Origin of the sequence: Chitinophaga sp. ARDCPP14 (assembly GCF_051362515.1) — a bacterium.
GTDB lineage: Bacteria > Bacteroidota > Bacteroidia > Chitinophagales > Chitinophagaceae > Chitinophaga.
Genome location: NZ_JBKIXB010000001.1, coordinates 921,489 through 942,982, shown reverse-complemented (window position 1 = coordinate 942,982; position 21,494 = coordinate 921,489). Strand labels below are relative to the sequence as shown.

The window sequence follows — 21,494 nt, the reverse complement described above, 5'->3', positions numbered from 1 at the left end:
GTTTACGATTCAGGATTATTAATAATTTCCTCATCGCCATACGAAGTAGTTACTTCTTTGGCGGCAATACCTTTTTCTGTAAGATAACGGGCAAATACGCTGCTGAAGCCATGAGTGGCATATACCTGTTCTGCTCCGGTAGCGGTTACCGCCTCCAGCAAGCCGGCCCAATCCGCATGATCCGACAATACAAATCCTGCATCCGCATTCCTGCGGCGCATATTACCACGCACCTGCATCCAGCCACTGCAAATACCCAGTGAGTATGGCTGAAACCTGCGCATCCAGACATTATCTTCCGCCGAAGGCGGGGCAATAATTACCGCATTCTTAAACGCAGTTTTAGGTGTTTCGGGCGTTATCCTTTCTACGGGAGGTAGCGCCCAGCCTTCCTGCAACAGCACCTCATGGGGAATGGCGATGGCGCCATGCGCCAGGAAATGATCCACTTTATCTTTCAGGTGATATAACAGCCGTTGTGCTTTCCCCAGGCTGTAAGCCAGTAGTACACTGGCTTTGCCGGCCTGCTGGTTTTCGTATATCCATTGGGTGATGCCATCAAAAATCTGTTGCTGCGGCGCCCAACGGTAAATGGGTAATCCGAAGGTAGATTCGGTAATAAATGTATGGCAGCGGATAGGTTCGAAGGGGGCCGACAGTCCGTCATTTTCCAGTTTGTAATCCCCGCTGGCTACCCATACTTCTCCATCCTGTTCCACCCGTATCTGTGCGGAGCCAATGATGTGGCCTGCGGGATGCAGGGATACTTTTACCCCGTTAAAAAAAATGGTTTCTCCATAGTCGACGCCCTGTACCTGGATGTCGTTGCCAAGCCTTAACCGCAATAAGGGAACACTGGCATTTTCACATAAGTAGTATTGATTTCCCCACCTGGCGTGATCGGAATGTGCATGCGTGATCACCGCTCGTTTGACGGGTTTCCAGGGATCAATGTAGAAATCGCCTGCAGGGCAGTAGATGCCGTTGTCGGTAAATTGCAGCACATTCATATAGGGAATGTACGTAAAAAAAATCGTGCCACGACAACCGCCGTGGCACGAAGTAAGTGGTGTTGCAAAGCAACTATTTATTCATTTTAATGTCTACGCTGTCGCCCTTCTGGATGATGTAGATATTTTTATTTTCAAAGTAAGAAGGCGTTTCCTCTCCTTCTTTCAGATACACCGGAAGGAAGTTATAGTTGGTGATCACTTTGGGGGAAGTACTCACCATATTGTTGAAATAAACGCCATTGGTATACAGCAGTTTTACAAAGTAGTAGGTCAGGTCAAAGCCTTTGAAAGCCATGTCAGACGGGCGTGCTTTGTATACCCTGCGGAAATAATCGGAAACATACCGGCTGTAGTAATCTGTTTTGTCGTTATAATAGGGAGATGAATAAAATACCTGTAAGCCTTTAAACTCGGGTTCTTTCAGCTTAATCACGTCCCAGGTGGGCATACCAAAGATCTGCAGCGGATAGGTAGTGGCAGAAATGCTCAGCTTACGCAGCAGGCTTTTGGCGCCGGCTTCATCCAGGGCAGTTACGATGACAGCATTGGTACGGTCTGCCAGCAGGTATTTGGAAATTTCTTCTGGTGTGGTGGCCTCATTCCATACTACTTCCCGGATCCTTGATTTTTTGGTACTTTCCATTTTATCATAGGATGCCTTGAAATCTGCTGCCAGCCTTGTTTCAAAGGCCGTGTTCCTTCGGAACAACACAATGTTTTTAGTGGCAAATGCGTCCTGGATATAATTCTGGAGCGCGTCGCAATGTGTTTTCAGCGTGCTGTTGGAGATGTATAAAAACGGGTTGTTGCTGATACCGCCATCGTTGGGGAAGGTACCGGAAACAAAGTTGATCTCTTTGTTTTTGGCAAAGTCGCTCAGTTCTTTCAGCTCCGGGTTGCTCACAGCACCCAGGATCAGGTCCGTTTCATCGAGCGCTTTGCTGCGGATCAGGGAAGATACACTTTGCCTTGCTTTGCTGTCATATACGGTCACTTTCAGGTTATATCCCTGTTGTTGCAGCGTATCCAGTGCCAGTTGCGCGCCTTCATAAAATTCGAGACCAGGCAATACATACCGTGGCATGGTGCGGCCGGGAATTTCACTGCTGTTGGCAAAAACGGAATCGAGGTATAATGGTGCGAAGAAGGCAATGTTATAGGAAGCTTTTTTAACTTCTTTCCCAAATGCGGGCACATTAAAAGGCGCTTTTGCAGCGTCTTTCTTATTATCCTCCGGTTTTTTGGCCGGTGTAGGTTTACTCAGAGATGGTGGTGGCCCGTCTACCTTACTGGCACTTTTCCTGGTAGATGAGCAGGAGCTGATCAAAACCAATAAAGCCAATCCGGATAACAGGTGCTTAATTGAAACTAAGTGGTTCATAATTGGCGCTAATTTACAAAAATCATTCCGGGGAATGTGAAATAAAGCATTACGGAGTTATGGATAGAAGAAATTATCTGTCTATCCACAACTCCGTAACTATAGCTCAGTATTTTATTGCTTCCTTTTTTTATTCCCACTCAATGGTAGCAGGTGGCTTGGAGCTGATATCGTATACTACGCGGTTAATGCCTTTTACCTTGTTAATGATGTCGTTAGACATTTTAGCGAGGAATTCATAAGGCAAATGCGCCCAATCGGCGGTCATTCCGTCTACAGAAGTTACTGCACGTAAAGCTACTGTGAATTCGTAGGTACGTTCGTCGCCCATTACGCCAACGCTTTGAACCGGCAGCAGGATGGTGCCCGCCTGCCATACTTTGTCGTATAAGCCGGCTTCTTTCAGTCCTTCTACATATACATTATCCGCTTCCTGCAGCATGTGTACCTTTTCGGGGGTAATGGCGCCGAGGATACGGATGGCCAGGCCAGGACCCGGGAAAGGATGGCGGCCCAGGAATATTTCGCTGATGCCAATTTCACGACCCACGCGGCGTACTTCATCTTTAAAGAGGAAGCGCAGCGGTTCTACCAACTGCATATTCATCTTTTCCGGCAGCCCGCCTACGTTGTGGTGCGACTTGATAGTAACGGAAGGACCGTTTACGGAAACGGATTCAATTACATCGGGGTAAATGGTACCCTGGCCCAGGAAAGAGATATCAGTAAGGTGAGTGGCTTCCTGCTGGAAAACATCGATGAACAGGCCACCGATGATCTTTCGTTTTTGTTCCGGATCGGAAACGCCTGCCAGTTTTCCGTAAAAAAGATCTTTTGCATTGATCCCTTTTACGTTCAGTCCCATGTGTTTATAAGATTCCAGTACGGTTTCAAATTCGTCTTTTCTCAGCAAACCATTATCCACAAAGATGCAGAACAGGTTTTTGCCGATGGCTTTATGAATCAGTTCAGCGGCAACGGTAGAGTCCACACCGCCGCTGAGAGCCATTACCACTCTTTTATCGCCTACCTGCGCCTTGATCTTTTCTACGGTTTCATGTACAAAAGCCGCCGGTGTCCAGTCCTGGCTGCAGTTACAGATGTGTAACAGGAAGTTGCGGAGGATCAGCTTACCTTCCAGGGAATGGGTTACTTCCGGGTGGAATTGTAAACCAAACATCGGGTTGGCGGCCAGCGTAGTATTTTTGAAAGCTGCTACCGGGATATTTTCTGTAGTGGCAATAATTTCGAAAGCTTCAGGAATACGTTTAATGCTATCTGCATGGCTCATCCATACCTGGCTTTTTGCAGAGATATCATATAATAACTTTTCCTCTTTGTCGTTGTGCTCCATAAAGGCGCGTCCATATTCACGGAGATTGCTTTTAGCCACTTCACCGCCAAAAACTTTGGCCATCATTTGGGCGCCGTAGCAAATACCGAGTACGGGTACTTTTGCAGCAATCGCGGCAATATCAATGATAGGCGCATGCTCATCATTCACCGAAAAAGGACTGCCTGATAATATAACACCTTTAATAGTTTCGTCCCAGGCAATGGGCTGAAGGCAAGGTTTAATTTCGCAATAAACATTCAGTTCACGGATGCTGCGTGCAATCAGCTGTGTATACTGGGAACCGAAATCGAGGATAAGTATCTTTTCTGTCATGGTGGTGCAAAGATAAAGTCCTTCCACGAATTTCGGATTTGGAAATTCGAAATTCGGAAATCTGGCGTATCTTTCTATTATAATTTAAACCCATGATATCAGCAAAATCGCTCCTATGTCAGGCCATAGTGGCCTCTTCTGTTTCTGTACTCTTTTATTCCTGTGATGTAATCGGACAAAATCGTGTAAAAGGTAACGGCCATGTTATCAAGGAAGAACGGCAGGTAGTCCCCTTTCAAAGGATCAAAGTAGAAGGAAGCATGAATGTATACCTCACACAGGGCGCTGCTAAAGCGGCTGTTATTGAGGCAGAAGATAATATCGCCCCACTGGTGGAGCTGGTAGAAGAAGACGGCCGCCTCATTGTAAGATTGAAACGCGGCGTTTCCATCAGCACCCATAAAGATCTGAACGTATTCCTCACCACCCCGGAAATCAATGAGGCCAGCCTGGCTGGCTCCGGCGACCTGAAACTGGATGGTAAGTTTACTTCCCGATCTGATGTGAAGTTCAACCTGTCCGGCTCCGGTAACCTCAAAGGCGAAATCAACGCCCCGGCAGTAAAAGCCTCCATTGCCGGTTCCGGTGATATGTTCCTGAAAGGCGAAACAAAGGATGTGAATTTGTCTATTGCAGGCAGCGGTAATTTTGAGGCAGATGAGCTGCTATCAGAAAATGTAAGTGTAAATATTGCGGGTAGCGGTGATGCAGATGTATATGCCAGCGTAAAGCTGGATGCAAAAATTGCCGGCTCCGGAAACGTAAATTACAAGGGTACCCCGCAAATTTCCTCTTCTGTAGCGGGTTCTGGCAGTATTAGTAAAAAATAAGCTTCAACATTTACAAATCTTTAACATTCTCAATATCATATTTGGCGGCGTTAGAGAGTTTATAGAGATGTTTTGAAGAAAACAATATCAAGTCCTTGAGTCCAGGTACAGCATTCGCTTTAATTATCCCGCTGATGCTGTACCTGGCTGGGGCACAAGACATTACCCCCTTAATAAATCCCTCACCCCATCAACAATTCGCGTCAAATTATCATTAAATCACATGAATCATTGCCGTTTTTTTGTATGTTTACGGCTTGAATTGTAGATTTTACTATTTGAACTGTTTGATTTACGTTTTGAATTGTTGAACTCCTATTCCTTTTATGAACGAAAGACCGAAGATCCTGGTGGTATATTATACACAGACAGGGCAATTGAAGAGGATTATTGATCATGTGCTGGCTCCGCTGGAAGGCAAAGCCGATATTACTTTTGAGCAACTGGTGCCTGTAACGCCTTTCCCTTTCCCATGGGGGAAACAGCAATTTTATGATACCATGCCGGAAACCGTTCAATCCACCCCCCGTGGTATTGAACCATTGAAAGTGGACGTGAATGCGCAATTCGACCTGGTGATACTGGCTTATCAGCCCTGGTTTCTTTCTCCTTCACAACCAACCGCCGCTTTCCTGCAAAGTGATGCTGCCAAACAGTTGCTGAAAGGCAAAAAGGTGGTTACCCTGCTGGGCAGCCGGAATATGTGGCTGAATGCACAGGAAAAGGTGAAAAATTACCTGCAGCAGGCAGGCAGCACCCTTGTGGGCAATATTGTACTGGTGGATAAATCACCTAACCTCATTTCTGTAATTACCATCCTTCGCTGGGCGTTTAAAGGAAAAAAGGAAGCCACGCGCTTTCTGCCCCAGGCAGGAGTACAGGAAAACGAGATCATTACTTCCGGCCGGTTTGCGGCACCGATAGCCGAGGCGCTGCAAAGGAATCAATGGGACACCCTGCATGCACAATTGCTGTCGCTGGATGCGGTAGAACTGATTCCCAACCTGGTAGTACTGGAAAATAAAGGAATGAAGGCCTTCCGCTTCTGGGCAAAGTTCATCAGCGCTAAAGGCGGTCCGGGAGCTCCTTCCCGTCAGGGACGCGTATCTATGTACCGGGGATTACTGCTGGTAGGTATTTTTGTTTTAACACCAATATCCCTGATTACTTCTCTTATACAGTTAAATCTGAAAAAGGCTAAGCTGCGCCGCGAAGTAGATTATTATAAGGGTATTTCCCTGAGATAACAGGATCAAGTCCACCTTAAAGGCGTATCAAAGCCGTACATAAAGCGTGTATAAAGCGACCTTCAGGCAGTGGCGTGATACTTGTAATTCCAATTAGAATTCTATATTTACGTCTGTATACAACGTATATTAAATTAAAATATGTTTTTCACTGTGAGCTGGCTGGCAAGGCAGGGCAGCTTTGACCAGGTTTTACATGTAGCCTTAAAAGACGAATAAATTCAAATGAAGGAAGTTTATATTACCAGGCTGTCTAAATTTTTACCTAACAAGCCTGTAGAAAATGAGGAAATGGAGAGCATTCTCGGCATGGTAGATGGAAAGGCTTCCCGTGCGCGTTTGAAGATATTGGGTAACAACAAAATCAAAACCCGTTACTACTCTTTGGACAAAGAAGGGAAATCCACGCATTCCAATGCAGAGATGACCGCAACTGCCGTGTCACAATTATTTGATGAGCAGTTTCCCATCAGCAAATTACAGTTACTGGCCTGCGGTACCACTTCTCCTGATCAGCTGTTGCCTAATCATGCTGCGATGGTGCATGGTATTTTGAAATGCCAGCCGGTAGAGCTGATTGCGGCCACAGGTGCTTGTGCGGCAGGAATGCAGGCTTTTAAATACGCCTGGATGTCCATCCGCTGCGGTAATACTTCCAATGCCGTAAGTACCGGTTCTGAAAAGTTTTCCGCCTGGATGCTGGCGCAGAAATTCCAGCCGGAAGCAGAAAATCTGAAAAGCCTCGACGAAAATCCGATCATCGCTTTTGAAAAGGACTTTCTCCGCTGGATGTTATCAGACGGCGCCAGTGCAGCCCTTTTCCAGGATAAACCCAATGAAGACGGCTTATCCCTGCGGGTAGACTGGGTAGAAATACTCTCCTACGCCAATGAGCTGGAAACATGTATGTATGCCGGCGCTATCAAGCAACCGGATGGCAGCACCACCGGATGGATTGATATGACCCCGGAAGAATGGGCGCAGCATAGCGTGTTCTCCTTTAAACAAGATACCCGTTTACTCGGTAAAAATATTGTTCCTTCCGGAGCACAAATGTGGAAAGAGCTGGTAGAGCGCCACCAGATTAATCTCGATGAAATAGATTTCTTCCTGCCTCACCTGTCGTCTGAATTTTTCAGGTTAAAGATAGACGAGGAAATTACCCGGTTAGGCGTTCCTATTCCTCTGGAAAAATGGTTCACCAACCTGGCCGAGGTAGGAAACGTAGGCACCGCATCACCTTACCTGATGCTGGAAGAACTGATGAACAGCGGCCGTTTTAAGAAAGGTCAGAAAGTAGTAATGATGGTTCCGGAAAGTGCACGTTTTTCATATGCTTATGCACATATCACCGTGGTATAAGCAATCACTTCTAAAACTGCTATCATGAAAAAAGAGGAAGTACCACAGGATAGTGATAACCTGCATGAAGGTACATTCAAGCAGATTATGTATGCGGTGGATAATTCCGGCAATTATGTACAGGTGCAGAGCGCAGGCTGGGAGCCGGAAAACATTGCTCTGGACCAGGCCTGGGAAGAAGTAAACGAAAGAGTAAAAGCGGCGCGCGCCAGGGTAGAAGCCGGCGAAATCAGTCCTGTTGCCTATTACATGGAAAAAAACCTGATGGACCTGCCATTATTGGCCAGCTATGTCGGTAAATTCCAGTGGCAGGTAAAAAGACACATGAAACCCGGCGTATTCAAAAAGCTCAGTCCTAAACTGCTGCAGCGTTATGCAGATGCCTTCAAAGTGAGTTTAACAGATCTGCTGCACATCAGATAAAGCATACCAATAGTAACGGATTTGTGGGTAGATGATATCCGATGATCTTCCCACAAATCCGTTATTCGTCATGCTGCCACAAAAAATATTATGACTAATTCTTTTTTCCAACACCACCAGACCGCCCATTGTGAAAGTGGAGTAATATCAAACCTGCTGGGACATTATGGTTTGCAGATCAGTGAACCAATGGCTTTTGGCATTGGTGCAGGCATCTTTTTCGGCCACCTGCCTTTTGTAAAGGTGAACGGCGTGCCAGGCACCACTTACCGGATATGGCCAGGCGCCATTTTTCAACGGGTGTGCAAACGGCTGGGCGTACGGATGGAATCCGAAAAATTTTCTACACCGGAAAAAGGAATGCAGGCCCTGGATAAAGTAATTGAAGCGGGTATTCCCGTTGGATTACAATCCAGTGTTTATTACCTGCCCTACTTTCCAGCTTCTTACCGGTTTCACTTTAACGCACATAACCTGGTTGTTTACGGCAAACAGGACGGACAATACCTGGTAAGCGATCCCGTAATGGATACCGCCACCACCATTGACCCCGAAAGCCTGGCGCAGGCCCGCTTTGCCAAAGGGTTTCCGGCCCCTAAAGGAAAAATGTATTACCCGGTACACGTACCGCCTTCTGCCTCATTTGAGAAACCGATCAAAGCCGGCATAGAACAGGCCTGCCACTTTATGCTGAAAGTGCCTATTCCCATGTTCGGCGTAAAAGGAATCCGCTTCCTTGCCAAAAGGGTCGCCAACTATGCTGAAAATCCCGGCGACAGGAAAGCTACCCTGTATCTTGGAAATATTATCCGCATGCAGGAAGAGATCGGCACCGGTGGCGCAGGTTTCCGTTTCCTGTACGCCGCTTTTTTACAGGAAGCAGCAGTTTTACTGAAGAAAGATGAATTGAGCAGACTTGCAGGGGAACTGACAAAAACCGGCGACTTATGGCGTAATTTTGCATTTGCCGCCGGCCGCGTATGCAAAAGCAGATCGGCGGATAATGTTTCCTATAAAGAGCTGAGCCAGATGTTACTGGAGTGCGCGGCATCGGAAGACGCATTCTTCCGCAAGCTGGCACAGGTGAAGTGGTAATTAAATATCCAATTGAATTATGTCCGGCATATCTGTAAAAGATCTATATAAAACCTACAAGGGTAGTGCAGAGCCCACACTGAAAGGACTTACGTTTCAGTTCGGGAAGGGGAAGATTGCCGGTTTACTCGGCCCCAACGGGGCAGGTAAAACCACCACGATTTCAATATTATGCGGTATTGTGAGAGGCGACAGCGGAGAAGTAATCATACACGACTTAAAACAGCAGGCCGCCCACCGGGAGGAAATCAAACATATTATCGGGATCGTACCGCAGCAGATAGCCTTGTATCCACAACTATCTGCCGTAGAAAATCTCACTTATTTTGGTAATCTCTACGGTTTCAAAGGAAAGCCACTGCAACAAAAAATTATGCATTACCTGGAGCTGTTCGGCCTGGAGAAAAGCGCACACAAAGAAATTCACAAATATTCCGGCGGTATGAAGCGGCGGGCCAACATTATTGCAGCCATCCTCCACAACCCCAAACTGCTGGTGCTGGATGAACCTACTGCCGGCGTGGATGTGCAGTCGCGCAGTATGATATTACAGTTCCTGCGCGATTACAACAGCCAGGGAGCCAGTATACTGTATACATCCCATTTGCTGGAAGAGGCGCAATCGTTATGCGAAGAAGTAGTGATCATGGATGCAGGAAAAATGATCGTACAGGGTAACCCGCAAACCCTGATCCATCAGCATCCTGACTGTAATAACCTGGAAGACGTATTCCTGCATTTCACCGGAAATGCACTCCGGGATTAATTTTTTAAAGCTAAAAGCGAAGGGCCAAAAGCGATGTTAAGACTACTGGCAACCATCAGGAAAGAGTGGCAATTGCTGTTACGTGATAAAACAGGGATCATCCTTCTGTTTGTAATGCCTGTGGTATTGATTACAGTAATGGCGCTGATCCAGGACGCGCCCTTCAAAGATTACCAGGATATCAGGTTCGATATCTTAACAGTAGATAATGACCACGGCCGTTTGGGCCGGTCTGTAAAAGAAGGACTGGCTTCCGGCGGGCAATTCAATATAATCGATTCTCTTGATGGCCAGCCTGTAACAGCCGAACGTGCCAAACAACTGGTGAACGAAGGGAAATACAAGATCAGCATTATCATACCCGCAGGCGCTACAGCCGCTATTGTGAGCAATGCCAACCGCATTGTAAATGATATCACCCATCGAATGGGCATGTCGGTATCCCTGCCGGTTAAGAAAACCGTTGATTCATTAAACGTAACAATCTATTTCGACCCCGCCGCGAAGAAAGCATTTAAAGGCGCTATTCATCAATCAGTAGATAATTTCCTCACACAGGTGGAAACAGATTTGCTGCTAAGCCGTATTAAACAACAGCTGAAGAGTAAAGACAGCACGGTTGCTCCTGCTGATACGCTGGCCATCCGTTTGCAGGCGGTAGGGTTGAAGGAGCAAAGCACGGGTACGGCAAAACAACTGGATGTAATTTCTAATTCTGTTCAGCATAACGTACCTGCCTGGAGCATTTTTGCGATGTTCTTTATTGTGATACCCATTGCAGGCAATATGATCCGTGAAAGGGAGGATGGCAGCCTGCTGCGGATGAAGCTGATACCGGGGTCTTACCTGGCTATACTGGCTGGTAAGATGCTGTTTTTTGTAGGGGTTTGTGTATTGCAGTTTTACCTGATGATGCTGGTCGGCATTTATGTGCTGCCACTGCTGGATTTACCACAACTGGTAATGGGACAGCATCCGGGGGCTACCCTGCTGGTAGCCGGTGGAATAGGGCTGGCCGCAACCGCTTATGGCATCCTGATTGGCACGGTATTTAAAACACCTAACCAGGCGCTGAACTTCGGGGCAATCTCTATCGTGATACTGTCGGCCATTGGCGGCATATGGATTCCGCTGGAGGTGATGCCTGCCAGGATGCAGCTGCTGGGGCATTTGTCGCCTTTAAGCTGGGGACTCGATGCTATTAACGATATTTACCTTCGCAACGGAGATGTCAGGTTTGTGTGGAAAAATGTATTGAGATTAATACTCACCGGACTCGCTATGCTGGCCATAGCCGGATGGGTGGAAAAAAGAAGAATGAACTGATAAATGTTTTCAAAACAATAGTAAAACTGTATTTTTACTCCCCACAAGGGCATTCGCCTGTTGTGAACAACAGGTGATAAACCTACAACATTATGGAAGAATTAAAAAAGAAACTGAAAGAACAAATCATTGAGGCGCTCAACCTTCAGGATACCAAACCGGAAGACATTGATGACAATGCACCGTTATTTGGAGATGGCCTGGGTCTGGATAGCATCGATTCGCTTGAACTGATGGTATTGCTGGAAAGACAGTATCATATCAAAGTAGAAGACCCGCGCGAAGGCCGCAAGATCCTGCAGTCTGTTCAGTCTATGGCGGAGTTTATCCAATCAAAACAACCAGCATAAGTAAACTGGCTACATGGCGGAAAGAGTGTTTATAACAGGGATAGGAATGATCACCGCCATTGGTGATAATGTAGCCGGAAATTTGCACCATCTGCGGTTACAGCAAAGTGGACTGGGTTACAGCAACTACATTGATACCATCTACAAAAATGTGCTGCCTGTTGCAGAAGTAAAACATGCCAGCGATGCCTTGTTTGCATTGGCCGGTGTACCGGTAAAGGAAGGGTATACACGTACCACTTTACTCGGACTGGCAGCTATGTGGGAAGCTTTGCAGGATGCCGGCATTACGGATGTTCAATCGGCCCCTACAGGCTTTATTAACGCCAGTACCGTGGGAGGTATGTGCGATACCGAGAAGTTATATTTTGACATTATCAATCCTGAAAAAACAGGTTCCTTTTTACAATATATAGATACGCTGGATTGTGCGGATTGCACGCAGCGTATAGCCGACACCGTAGGGTTCAGTGAACATATTGCTACCATCAGCACAGCCTGTTCCTCTTCTGCCAACGCGCTGATGTTTGGTGCACGCATGATTAAGCTGGGGATGTTACCACGGATGGTATGCGGCGGCACTGAAGCGCTTACCCGTTTTACACTGAATGGCTTCAATTCCCTGAAAAATGTGGATAAGCAGTTTTGCCGTCCCTTTGACCAGCAACGCACCGGCTTGAACCTGGGCGAAGGCGCGGCTTACCTTGTACTTGAAAGTGAATCTTTTGCCAGGGCCAACAACAGTCGCATCCTGGCAGAGCTAAGCGGATACTGTAATACTAACGAGGCATTCCACCCCACGTCTCCTTCACCGGATGGCGACGGCGCCTATGAGGCCATGAAAATGGCCCTCGCTATGAGCGGGTGCTCACTGGAAGAAGTATCTTATATCAATGTACACGGCACTGCCACACTGAATAACGATGTTTCCGAAGGAAAGGCACTGGAACGTTTATTCGGCGATAAAGTGCCCCTGTTCAGTTCTACCAAGCCTTTTACAGGACATACACTGGCTGCAGCAGGCGCAATAGAAGCCATCTATTCCATACTGGCCATTCAACATGGGATAATATTTCCCAATCTCAATTTCTCTGAAAGAATGGAGGAATTGAATATTAGTCCGGTTACCACCCTGATGGAAGGATACCCGGTAAATCATGTTATTTCAAACTCATTCGGCTTTGGGGGCAACAATGCTTCCCTGGTGATCAGCAAATATGAAGGGTAAGTGTTACATACAAGCAATGGCGGCCATCTCCCCGCAGCCAACTTTTGAAGGGGATATTTTTTCGGCACAGCTGGCACATACAGATAGTAATCTGCTTGCCTGTATTGAACCCGATTATAAGCCATTCATTCCCGGCAACAGCCTGCGTCGTATGACAAGGGTGCTTAAAATGGGACTGACCGCTGCACTTAAATGCATCCAGGAAAGTGGTATCACCACACCAGGCCCTATTGTTACCGGTACCGGCAAAGGCAGTTTACAAGACACGGAAAAGTTTATCAAAGAGATTGCCGAATACAAGGAAACAGCCCTGAATCCCACTCCTTTTATTCAATCTACTTACAATTCTGTGAATGGATTAATTGCATTGCAGCAAAAGTGCACTGCTTACAACAACACTTTTGTACACCGCGGTTTTTCGTTTGAAAATGCTCTGCTGGACAGTATGATGCTGTTGCAGGAAGGCGCCACGCATACGCTTACCGGCGCATTCGAAGAAATTACAAAAGAACATTTTTATATCAAAAGCCGGATCGGTTTCTGGAAAGACCAGCCCACCGACAACCGGGAATTGTACCGTCATCTCTCCCCCGGCAGCATTGCCGGAGAAGGCGCTACTTTCTTCACACTAACGGGCACGCCTACACCGCAGAGTTACGCGTCTATTGCCGACTTCAGGATGCTGTACAAACCAACCGGGGAGAAATTGTCTGCCGCACTGAAAGCCTTTACCACTCCTCCTGACCTGATCATTACTGGCCGTAATGGCGACAGTAACTACGAACATTTTTACCAGGAACTGGATCAGTGTTTTCCTGGCATACCACAGTTGCCGTTCAAGCATCTTTGCGGTGAATATGACACCGCCGGGGCGTTCGGATTATGGTTGGCCGCGCAGATTATCCAAGCGCAGCAAATACCCGTGGCCTGGTTTCGCGGTACGGAGCAGTTGTCTGCGCCTGTGCATTCTCTTCTTTTTTACAATCATTTTTACGGGGAACAGCATATCATGCTGAAACTGGAAAGGGTTTAACTTTCACATCTTCTTAATTCGCCCGCCAGGAATTGTTGTAGCTGCTCTTTCGTCGGCAGTTGTACGGCGTAGGTAGAAATAAACATCTGCTGATCCATTCCGGAAGGAATGGCATATTCAGCGAGTGCCTCATCTTTATTGGTGACCAGCAGAATACCTATTGGAGGATTATCACCAGGCGCAGTCATTTTTGCTTTGAAATAATTCAGGTATGTTGTGAGCTGTCCGGCGTCCGCATAAGTGAAATCACCAACTTTTAATTCAATCAGCACATGACATTTGAGGATACGGTGATAAAATACAACGTCTACAAAATAATATTCCTGTCCTATCAGTATCCTTTTCTGCCGGCCTTCTAGGCAGAAGCCGTGTCCCATCTCCAGTAAAAATTCCTGTAAATGATCCAGTAGTTTTTGTTCTACCGTACTTTCCTTTTCTATTGCTTTTTGCGGGAGATCGAGAAATTCAAAGGAGTATACATTTTTGATGAGATCTGCGGGTGTCACCGGACTTTCTGTTGATTGCTGTATCAGCCGGGAAAGTTTGTGCGGATCTTTTGCAAGGCCCATGCGTTCGAAATAGAGGCTGTTGATTTGTCTTTTTAATTCGCGTACGCTCCAGTTGCCTTTGATGCATTCTACTTCATAAAAAGTCCGTTTGAAATCATCTTCAATGGTGAGCAAACTGGCAATGTGTGTAAACGACAGGTTATTTACAATTTTCTTTCCTGAAACGCTGCCAATTTCTATCGGGGTTATTGCCGAAGGGCTAATTGGATTGTTTGAAGTTCCCAATTCGTCAGACACTGTCTGACGAATTGTATATTGTTGATTTTCAGTTATTTGTAATTCATCAGTCACTGACTGATGAATTCGCATGTTGATTTTTTCAAATTTGTCAGTCACTGACTGACGAATTTGAATGGGATTATTTTTTAATTCGTCTGAAACAACCTGACCTATCTGAGGATAATACTGATAGAACTGTCTGCATAGCCTCAGATTAGTTGCAGATAATTTTAGCACAGGAAGTTCTTTTGAAATCTGTTCCAATAATTGCGCGCCATATCTGGCCCTGTCCACACCTTTTTGTTCATACTCTACAATATAGCATCCAATCATCCAGTTACGGATAGTAAGGGAGCGATTAATAGCTTTGGCAGCAACTTCCTGGAAATGTACATGTGTGGTTTCAATGCTGTTAAGCAGATGGTTAAATTTCATTTTGATAATGGTTTTATGTTAGCCATTTTGTTGTAAATGGAGAATGATAACAAACGTGTAAACGGGAACTGATACAGTGACTTTGGGAATTATTAAAATGAGTTGTTCATTATCATTTTTATAGCATTTTGCCCAGTGCTTCAGCATCAGGTAAAAATTCTTTCATGTTTTCAGGTATACTATTGGCCTGATAATGTGTATAGGTACCTACACTCATCGCTTTATCGATAGATTTGATAGCATAATCTACCACCATATTGTCTTTCTGTTTGCAGAGTACAATACCGATGCTGGGATTTTCATGTGGCAGCTTTACTTTGTCATCCAGTACATTCAGATAAAAGTTCAACTGGCCTGCATACTCAGGTTTAAACTTTTTACGTTTAAGTTCAATCGCCACAAGGCATTGCAGGTGCCGGTTATAGAAGAGCAGATCTACAAAGAATTCATTGTTGTTTACTTCCAGTTTATATTGATTGCCAATAAAGGAATATCCTTTTCCCATACTCATAATAAACTTCCTGATGTTGTTCACTATTTCGTTTTCAAGGATGCCTTCATCATCATCTTCATTAATATTAATAAAGTCGATGAGGTATTCGTCTTTAAATACTTCCAGCGCCTTGGATTTGATATTTTCCGGCAGTGTTTTATTGAAGTTGTGGGGCATATTACCCTGGTGTTTGAAAAGGTTGGCGTTGATTTGATGTTCTAATTCTCTTACTGACCAGAATTGTTCCGCGGCCTGATCAATATAAAAACGTTGCACTTCAGGATTACTGCATCTGTTTATTATAAGGATATGATGTGTAAAGCTAATACTATAGAAGGATTTTTCTAATTGTGCAGTCACTGACTGCATAATTAGAAAAGTCTTATAAGTCTCGTAAAACTGCCTCATGTTGTTAAGGTTCCTTGTGGAAAAACCTTTTAAACCGGGTAGCGCCTGCTGTAGATCTGCAGAGAGTTGCCCGATTACTTTTGCTCCCCAGTTCTCCGCATTTATTTTCTCGGAAAGCATTTGTCCAATTTTGAAATAGAGTTTTAATTGCTCCTGGTTTGCGAGTCTTGCAGCAATGTATCTGCTCCGGACAATGTTTTGTTTTAAATCCTGTACGAATTCCTTGTAAGACATGTTTATGGTTTTTTGTTTAAAGAATACGGGTAATTTTATCTGAAAGATGATTGAAAAAGTGTTTGACAAACGAAGCAATGGCTCCTATGTTTAATCCACATAAGTAATTGCAAAATTCATGTCGATATGATTTTTATAATGGAAGGATTATGCCCACTTCATTTTCGCTGAAGTATATAACAAACATTTAAACGGGCACGAATTTAAAGTATGTTCCAATAAAAACCCGTTCATTTTATTCAGGGGTGAAATGATCCGTTCATTATCATGAACAGCATGCATAAAAAAAGCGGAGACATAAGCCCTGCTTACATCTCCGCTTCTATCTGCAAAAATATTCTATCTTACTCTATACACCGGGTAACGCATATATTCCGGCTCTGCATAAGGTGAATTTTTAAATACAAAATTCAGTTGTGCACTGGCACTGTTTGCAAATGCGGTATCGGTAGCTTTTTTCTTAGCTAACAATTCCTGCAGCTCCGGATGTTGTTTTAAATATTCCGCGCCGGTATCTTCAAAAACGTAGGGAGAATATCCTTCTTTTTGTCCGAGAACAGCATCAAAGAAGTTCCAGGCAAAAAACGAATCGCCACCGGTGGGTTCCAGTGTTTCTATCAGGAAACGGTTGGCGTTCTGGTTCATGGGAATATAGTAATCTCCTTTACGGAACCTGATGGAATCTTTGCTGCTGGTTACTTTAATATTGGTGTGCAGATAATGCTTTTCAAACGGTTTAGTGTAGCTCTGGAAGTCGGCAATATGGTATACTTCTACGAGGATGGTGGTATCATGTTGCAGTGGCTGCATTTTTACCTGGTTATTTTTAAGCAGGTTAATTACCGCCCACCAACCTTGCGGAATAATATAGGCCTGCGGTTTTTCCACAAAGTTTTCTTCGTTGGCGTAGTTATAAAATTTCACCTGCCTGGTGTAGGGTTTCGAGCGGTCGTAATACAACCTGGGTAGGCCGGAAATATCACTGGGTTTGTGCCCGGAAGCAAAGCCACGGAAAGTGATCAGGCTGTATTTGTTCATATCAAACTCCCAGGCGAGTGGAAATGTTTTTTGTGTAAGGGTAGTTTGCTTTGCCTGTTCGCGCAGGTGTTTAATCTCTTCGCTGTGGGTCGCAGTAAAACTAATAAAGCATTCCATCAGGGCGTAAGTTGCCTTTACGCGTAATGGATAGGGTTTCAGCATATGTGTTTCCGGTACAAAACCAAAGGTATGGAAGAGGGTAGTATAGCCGGTGGAGTAGCGGGGAGCGTCGGCAAATTCTACCCAGCCGCTGTCGGGCGTTTCACCAAAGTGATTTACATAAGGAACGAGGTCGTAGCCTTTATTTTTCATAAGGGCGTATAATCCGGGTTCAAATGTTTTGTTCATGAATTCGCCCATTGGTCCGCCGAGTTTATTGTGCTGGGTAGTGAGCAGGGTCATGATATGCTGATAGTCGGCGCCGTTGCTCACATGATTATCCACAAATACATCCGGATCAGTGAGGTGATAGATTTGCTGGAAGGCGAGGGCGTTTTTGGAATCGGCTTTGATGAAGTCACGGTTAAGGTCCAGGTTCTGGGCATTGCCGCGGGACCCGAAGGCATCGGGTCCGTTCTGGTCTACCCGGTACCAGGGGGAGCGGTTCAGCATTCCGCCGATGTTATACACCGGGATTACAGCGGGTATAATATTTTCCGGGAGATGGATTTTCCCCTGTGCAAGGTCGCGGAGGAGCATCATACTGGCGTCTATGCCATCTGGTTCCCCGGGATGGATACCGTTATTGATGAGGATAACCCGTTTATTTTGCCGGTGAAGGCTTTTAAAGTCGAAATTCCGGCCGGGGGAGTAGGTAACCAGGTGCAGGGGGAATCCGGCATCGGTGGCGCCAACGGTTTGAATATGGATTTGCGGGAAACGTTTGGCGAGCTGTTCGTAAAACCGGATCACTTCGGTATAAGTGGCGGTTTCGCGGCCATTGGTTTTTTCGTATCGCGTGGTGAAATCCTGCGCAGTGGAGAGCAGGGGGAACAGGGCGGTCAGCAGCAGGAGTATCTTTTTCATCGTCTTGATAAAATGGAAAAACAAAAAGCCCTTCCTTTTCGAGGAAGAGCTATAAATATTGTTACTGAAGCAATTAAGCCAGAGCTAATACTCTCTTAGCCAGCTTGCTTTTCAGATTTGCAGCTTTGTTCTTGTGAATAACGTTACGTTTAGCCAGCTTATCAAGCATAGAAGCTACCTCAGTTAAATCTTTCTCCGCTGTTGCTTTATCGGTAACTGCTTTCAGGTCACGGATGGCGTTACGGGTAGTTTTACCATAGTAACGGTTACGCTCATTACGCTTTCTGCTTTGACGTACGTCTTTCTTTGTTGCTTTATGGTTTGCCATTTTTCAAATTTCAAGTTTCGGACGGCAAAGGTAACTATATTCCCTTTACAAAACAAACTAAATCTAGTTTTTCCGGTGAGCTACAAATATAAGCACCTTTTATCACAGATAATCAGTTGATTTTTTCTCATTTTTTCCAACCAGCGTATCGAAAAACGAGCGATATTTGCAATCCCATATATTAATATATTGGGATCAACAGAAAAGTATTTGAACTGAAGATCAGCAAAACTCGTTGTAAATGAAGGACTTCTCATTCGTCACTAACTCACATCCTGCTTACATTGAATCGTTATACCAGGATTTCCGCAAAGATCCCAACTCTGTAGACCCGGATTGGGTTAAATTTTTCGAAGGATTTGATTTTGCAGTATCCAACGTAAACGGCAAGGCGGCAACAACAGCGCCGGTAGCAGGGGGCAGCACTTCGTTGCCTGTGAACGACGACCAGCTGGCGAAAGAACTGGGCGTGTACCGCCTGATACAGGCGTATCGCAAAAAAGGCCATTTAATTGCTAAAACCAACCCCATCCGTGAAAGAAAAGACCGCAAGGCCAACCTGGACCTCGCCAGTTTCGGATTAGGGGACGCTGATCTTAAAACAGAATTTTACGCCGGAACCACCATTGGCGTGGGTAAAACCACCCTGGAGAAGATCGTTGCCTACCTGCAGCAGATCTACGCCGGTTCCGTAGGACTTCAATACACTTACATCAACGACCGCGATAAAGCGAAGTGGATGGAGAAGGAGTTTGAGTCAATCATGCTGCAACCATTGTCGCTGGAACAGCGCAAACGCATCCTGCAGAAGCTCAACCAGGGCGTTATTTTTGAAAAGTTTCTTCACACAAAATATATCGGACAGAAGCGTTTTGGCCTGGAAGGAGGAGAATCCACCATTCCGGCGCTGGATGCGATCATTAACGTAGCCGCAGAATATGGCGTACAGGAATCCGTGATAGGAATGGCCCACCGTGGCCGTTTAAACGTACTGGCCAATATCCTGGGTAAAACCTACGAACAGATCTTCAATGAATTTGAAGGCCTCGCCGTACCGGATATGACCATGGGTAGCGGCGACGTGAAATATCACCTCGGCTTCCGCTCACAGGTAACCACTCCCGGCGGCAAACCCGTTAACCTGCAACTGATGCCCAACCCTTCCCACCTGGAAGTGGTGGACCCGATCGTTGTGGGGTTTGCACGCAGTAAAGCAGACGTGATCTACAACAGCGATTACGACAAAATACTCCCTATCCTCATTCATGGCGACGCTGCCGTTGCCGGCCAGGGGATTGTGTATGAAGTGGAACAAATGAGCAAACTGAAAGGATACTACGTAGGTGGTTCCATTCACTTTGTAATCAATAACCAGATCGGCTTTACCACCGATTTTGATGATGCCCGCTCGTCAGACTACTGTACCAGCGTTGCATCTATTGTACAGGCCCCGGTATTCCATGTAAACGGCGACGATGCAGAAGCAGTGGTGAAAGTATCCCAGCTCGCTGCCCGCTACCGCCAGGAATTTAACGAAGATGTGTTCATCGACATGGTTTGCTACCGCAAACATGGTCACAACGAAGGCGATGAGCCTAAGTTTACACAGCCGAGCCTCTACGCCCTGATTGAAAAACACGCAAATCCGCGTGAAGTATATACCCAGTTCCTCCTGAATAACGGAGAGTCTGAAGCACAGGCGCTGGCCAAAGAAATGGAAAAAGGCTTCTGGGACGATTTACAGGCCCGCCTGGATGATGTAAAACAACATCCGCTGCCTTATGTAAGCCAGAAACCGGAGCAGTGGTGGCAGGCCCTGCGCAAAGCCACTCCGCAGGATTTCGAGGCTTCCCCGGTAACCGCTATTAAAGAAGAAGATTTTAAACGGCTGTTCGACGGCCTCATGAAATGGCCTGAAAGCTTTGTGCCACTGCGTAAAGTGAGCAAACTGCTGCAGGACAAAATAAAACTCTACCAGGAAGAAGGCAAGGTGGACTGGGCAACCGGTGAACTGCTGGCATATGCCAGCCTCCTGATCGAAGGAAAAGACGTAAGAATGAGCGGGGAAGACGTAAAACGTGGTACATTCTCCCACCGTCATGCGGTGTTGTTTGATGAAAATACCAATGAAACGTATAGCCGTCTCAGTCATTTCCAGGAAAACCAGGGTAAATTCAGAATTTATAACTCGTTATTGAGCGAATATGGTGTATTAGGCTTTGAATATGGCTATGCCATGGCTAATCCTAATAACCTGGTATTATGGGAAGCACAGTATGGCGACTTTGTAAACGGTGCCCAAACAGTGATTGATCAGTACATCAGCAGTGCAGAACAGAAATGGACTACGCAGAATGGCCTGGTAATGCTGCTGCCTCATGGTTATGAAGGCGGCGGACCGGATCACTCCAATGCCCGCCCGGAACGCTTCTTACAACAATGCGCAGAAGAAAATATGGTGATCACCAATATTACTACTGCTGCCAACTTCTTCCATGCGTTACGCCGCCAGTTAACCTGGCAGTTCCGCAAACCACTCATCAACTTCTCTCCAAAAGCGAATCTGCGTCATGTGGGCGCTTACTCTGCCATACAGGAATTTACACAGGGTGGCTTTAAGGAAGTTCTGGATGATCCGTTTATCGACGACGCCGCTGTGGTGAAAAAGGTATTACTGTGCTCTGGTAAAATGTATTTTGATCTGAGTGACAAACAGGCGAAAGACGATCGCAAAGATGTAGCGATTGTTCGCCTGGAACAACTGTATCCACTGCCGGTTAAACAACTGGAAGCTATTGCGCAGAAGTATAAAGGAGCTACCTTCTTCTGGGTACAGGAAGAACCACTGAACATGGGCGCTGCAGCATTCCTGCAAATGAACCTGAAACAGATCAATTATGGTGTTATCAGCCGCAATCCGAGCGCTTCCACAGCAACCGGTTATGCGAAAGTTCATGCCCGTGAGCAGCAACAGATCATTGACACGGCTTTTAACATCTAAAGAAATTCAAAGTATAAACA

Annotated in this window: 18 protein-coding genes and 1 pseudogene; 11 read left to right on the top strand and 8 right to left on the bottom strand. The window is 45.8% G+C overall.

What is annotated here, in order from left to right; translation table 11 throughout:
- Positions 1–2 precede the first annotated feature (2 nt).
- The 3 genes from ACLHR0_RS03615 to guaA all read right to left on the bottom strand — a co-directional run bounded on the left by ACLHR0_RS03615 (position 3) and on the right by guaA (position 4,090).
- Positions 3–1,010 (bottom strand): ligase-associated DNA damage response exonuclease, encoded by a 1,008-nt coding sequence (locus ACLHR0_RS03615; RefSeq protein WP_436484804.1) that lies wholly within the window; start codon positions 1,008–1,010, stop codon positions 3–5.
- A gap of 73 nt (positions 1,011–1,083) precedes the next feature.
- Positions 1,084–2,394, bottom strand: coding sequence for an ABC transporter substrate-binding protein (locus ACLHR0_RS03610; protein WP_429044924.1), 1,311 nt, complete (start codon positions 2,392–2,394; stop codon positions 1,084–1,086).
- Positions 2,395–2,524: 130 nt separating this feature from the next.
- A complete protein-coding gene (gene guaA, locus ACLHR0_RS03605; protein ID WP_429044926.1) occupies positions 2,525–4,090 on the bottom strand; it encodes a glutamine-hydrolyzing GMP synthase in 1,566 nt (521 codons plus the stop codon).
- A gap of 65 nt (positions 4,091–4,155) precedes the next feature.
- On the opposite strand from guaA, the gene ACLHR0_RS03600 reads away from it, so the two are divergent.
- From ACLHR0_RS03600 to ACLHR0_RS03555, 10 genes are all read left to right on the top strand, one after another.
- On the top strand, positions 4,156–4,893 hold the full coding sequence (locus ACLHR0_RS03600; protein WP_436484801.1) for a head GIN domain-containing protein: 738 nt from the start codon (positions 4,156–4,158) through the stop codon (positions 4,891–4,893).
- A gap of 326 nt (positions 4,894–5,219) precedes the next feature.
- On the top strand, positions 5,220–6,140 hold the full coding sequence (locus ACLHR0_RS03595; RefSeq protein ID WP_429044930.1) for a hypothetical protein: 921 nt from the start codon (positions 5,220–5,222) through the stop codon (positions 6,138–6,140).
- Between the two features lie 225 nt (positions 6,141–6,365).
- Complete coding sequence (locus tag ACLHR0_RS03590) at positions 6,366–7,502, top strand: beta-ketoacyl-ACP synthase III (protein ID WP_429044932.1); 1,137 nt, start codon at positions 6,366–6,368, stop codon at positions 7,500–7,502.
- 24 nt (positions 7,503–7,526) lie between these two features.
- Positions 7,527–7,925 (top strand): hypothetical protein, encoded by a 399-nt coding sequence (locus tag ACLHR0_RS03585; protein ID WP_429044933.1) that lies wholly within the window; start codon positions 7,527–7,529, stop codon positions 7,923–7,925.
- Positions 7,926–8,015: 90 nt separating this feature from the next.
- Positions 8,016–9,020, top strand: coding sequence for a BtrH N-terminal domain-containing protein (locus tag ACLHR0_RS03580; protein ID WP_436484798.1), 1,005 nt, complete (start codon positions 8,016–8,018; stop codon positions 9,018–9,020).
- 19 nt (positions 9,021–9,039) lie between these two features.
- On the top strand, positions 9,040–9,786 hold the full coding sequence (locus ACLHR0_RS03575) for an ABC transporter ATP-binding protein (protein WP_168771237.1): 747 nt from the start codon (positions 9,040–9,042) through the stop codon (positions 9,784–9,786).
- A gap of 33 nt (positions 9,787–9,819) precedes the next feature.
- Positions 9,820–11,112, top strand: a complete 1,293-nt coding sequence (locus ACLHR0_RS03570) for an ABC transporter permease (RefSeq protein ID WP_436484796.1) — start codon at positions 9,820–9,822, stop codon at positions 11,110–11,112.
- 92 nt (positions 11,113–11,204) lie between these two features.
- Positions 11,205–11,462 (top strand): phosphopantetheine-binding protein, encoded by a 258-nt coding sequence (locus tag ACLHR0_RS03565; RefSeq protein WP_370909418.1) that lies wholly within the window; start codon positions 11,205–11,207, stop codon positions 11,460–11,462.
- Positions 11,463–11,475: 13 nt separating this feature from the next.
- Positions 11,476–12,690, top strand: coding sequence for a beta-ketoacyl-[acyl-carrier-protein] synthase family protein (locus ACLHR0_RS03560; RefSeq protein ID WP_436484793.1), 1,215 nt, complete (start codon positions 11,476–11,478; stop codon positions 12,688–12,690).
- Positions 12,680–13,723 (top strand): beta-ketoacyl synthase chain length factor, encoded by a 1,044-nt coding sequence (locus tag ACLHR0_RS03555; RefSeq protein WP_436484791.1) that lies wholly within the window; start codon positions 12,680–12,682, stop codon positions 13,721–13,723. Before ACLHR0_RS03560 ends, ACLHR0_RS03555 begins: the two co-directional genes overlap by 11 nt.
- Here the strand turns inward: ACLHR0_RS03555 and ACLHR0_RS03550 are convergent.
- The 5 genes and pseudogenes from ACLHR0_RS03550 to rpsT form a co-directional block, all read right to left on the bottom strand.
- Positions 13,720–14,946, bottom strand: a complete 1,227-nt coding sequence (locus ACLHR0_RS03550) for a PDDEXK nuclease domain-containing protein (RefSeq protein WP_436484789.1) — start codon at positions 14,944–14,946, stop codon at positions 13,720–13,722. The two genes, ACLHR0_RS03555 and ACLHR0_RS03550, sit on opposite strands and share 4 nt — an antisense overlap.
- A 118-nt stretch (positions 14,947–15,064) precedes the next feature.
- Positions 15,065–15,616 carry a PDDEXK nuclease domain-containing protein gene (locus tag ACLHR0_RS03545; RefSeq protein WP_436485024.1) on the bottom strand — a complete coding sequence of 184 codons (552 nt, stop codon included), beginning with the start codon at positions 15,614–15,616 and terminating at the stop codon, positions 15,065–15,067.
- A 24-nt stretch (positions 15,617–15,640) separates the two neighbouring features.
- A pseudogene (locus ACLHR0_RS03540) lies at positions 15,641–16,081 on the bottom strand (DUF1016 N-terminal domain-containing protein); the annotation flags it as partial.
- Positions 16,082–16,420: 339 nt separating this feature from the next.
- Positions 16,421–18,145 carry a M14 family metallopeptidase gene (locus tag ACLHR0_RS03535; protein WP_436484787.1) on the bottom strand — a complete coding sequence of 575 codons (1,725 nt, stop codon included), beginning with the start codon at positions 18,143–18,145 and terminating at the stop codon, positions 16,421–16,423.
- A gap of 73 nt (positions 18,146–18,218) precedes the next feature.
- On the bottom strand, positions 18,219–18,473 hold the full coding sequence (gene rpsT / locus ACLHR0_RS03530; RefSeq protein ID WP_079469282.1) for a 30S ribosomal protein S20: 255 nt from the start codon (positions 18,471–18,473) through the stop codon (positions 18,219–18,221).
- 241 nt (positions 18,474–18,714) lie between these two features.
- On the opposite strand from rpsT, the gene ACLHR0_RS03525 reads away from it, so the two are divergent.
- Complete coding sequence (locus tag ACLHR0_RS03525) at positions 18,715–21,474, top strand: 2-oxoglutarate dehydrogenase E1 component (protein WP_436484785.1); 2,760 nt, start codon at positions 18,715–18,717, stop codon at positions 21,472–21,474.
- Positions 21,475–21,494: the final 20 nt, after the last annotated feature.

Bases quoted from the DNA above. Each gene is read 5' to 3' on its own strand.
- ACLHR0_RS03535 (WP_436484787.1), bottom strand. From the start codon at position 18,145: ATGAAAAAGATACTCCTGCTGCTGACCGCCCTGTTCCCCCTGCTCTCC.
- ACLHR0_RS03600 (WP_436484801.1), top strand. From the start codon at position 4,156: ATGATATCAGCAAAATCGCTCCTATGTCAGGCCATAGTGGCCTCTTCT.
- ACLHR0_RS03560 (WP_436484793.1), top strand. From the start codon at position 11,476: ATGGCGGAAAGAGTGTTTATAACAGGGATAGGAATGATCACCGCCATT.
- ACLHR0_RS03525 (WP_436484785.1), top strand. From the start codon at position 18,715: ATGAAGGACTTCTCATTCGTCACTAACTCACATCCTGCTTACATTGAA.
- ACLHR0_RS03555 (WP_436484791.1), top strand. From the start codon at position 12,680: ATGAAGGGTAAGTGTTACATACAAGCAATGGCGGCCATCTCCCCGCAG.
- ACLHR0_RS03580 (WP_436484798.1), top strand. From the start codon at position 8,016: ATGACTAATTCTTTTTTCCAACACCACCAGACCGCCCATTGTGAAAGT.
- ACLHR0_RS03615 (WP_436484804.1), bottom strand. From the start codon at position 1,010: ATGAATGTGCTGCAATTTACCGACAACGGCATCTACTGCCCTGCAGGC.
- ACLHR0_RS03610 (WP_429044924.1), bottom strand. From the start codon at position 2,394: ATGAACCACTTAGTTTCAATTAAGCACCTGTTATCCGGATTGGCTTTA.
- ACLHR0_RS03585 (WP_429044933.1), top strand. From the start codon at position 7,527: ATGAAAAAAGAGGAAGTACCACAGGATAGTGATAACCTGCATGAAGGT.
- ACLHR0_RS03575 (WP_168771237.1), top strand. From the start codon at position 9,040: ATGTCCGGCATATCTGTAAAAGATCTATATAAAACCTACAAGGGTAGT.
- ACLHR0_RS03590 (WP_429044932.1), top strand. From the start codon at position 6,366: ATGAAGGAAGTTTATATTACCAGGCTGTCTAAATTTTTACCTAACAAG.
- ACLHR0_RS03570 (WP_436484796.1), top strand. From the start codon at position 9,820: ATGTTAAGACTACTGGCAACCATCAGGAAAGAGTGGCAATTGCTGTTA.
- ACLHR0_RS03565 (WP_370909418.1), top strand. From the start codon at position 11,205: ATGGAAGAATTAAAAAAGAAACTGAAAGAACAAATCATTGAGGCGCTC.
- rpsT (WP_079469282.1), bottom strand. From the start codon at position 18,473: ATGGCAAACCATAAAGCAACAAAGAAAGACGTACGTCAAAGCAGAAAG.
- ACLHR0_RS03550 (WP_436484789.1), bottom strand. From the start codon at position 14,946: ATGAAATTTAACCATCTGCTTAACAGCATTGAAACCACACATGTACAT.
- ACLHR0_RS03545 (WP_436485024.1), bottom strand. From the start codon at position 15,616: ATGCCCCACAACTTCAATAAAACACTGCCGGAAAATATCAAATCCAAG.
- ACLHR0_RS03595 (WP_429044930.1), top strand. From the start codon at position 5,220: ATGAACGAAAGACCGAAGATCCTGGTGGTATATTATACACAGACAGGG.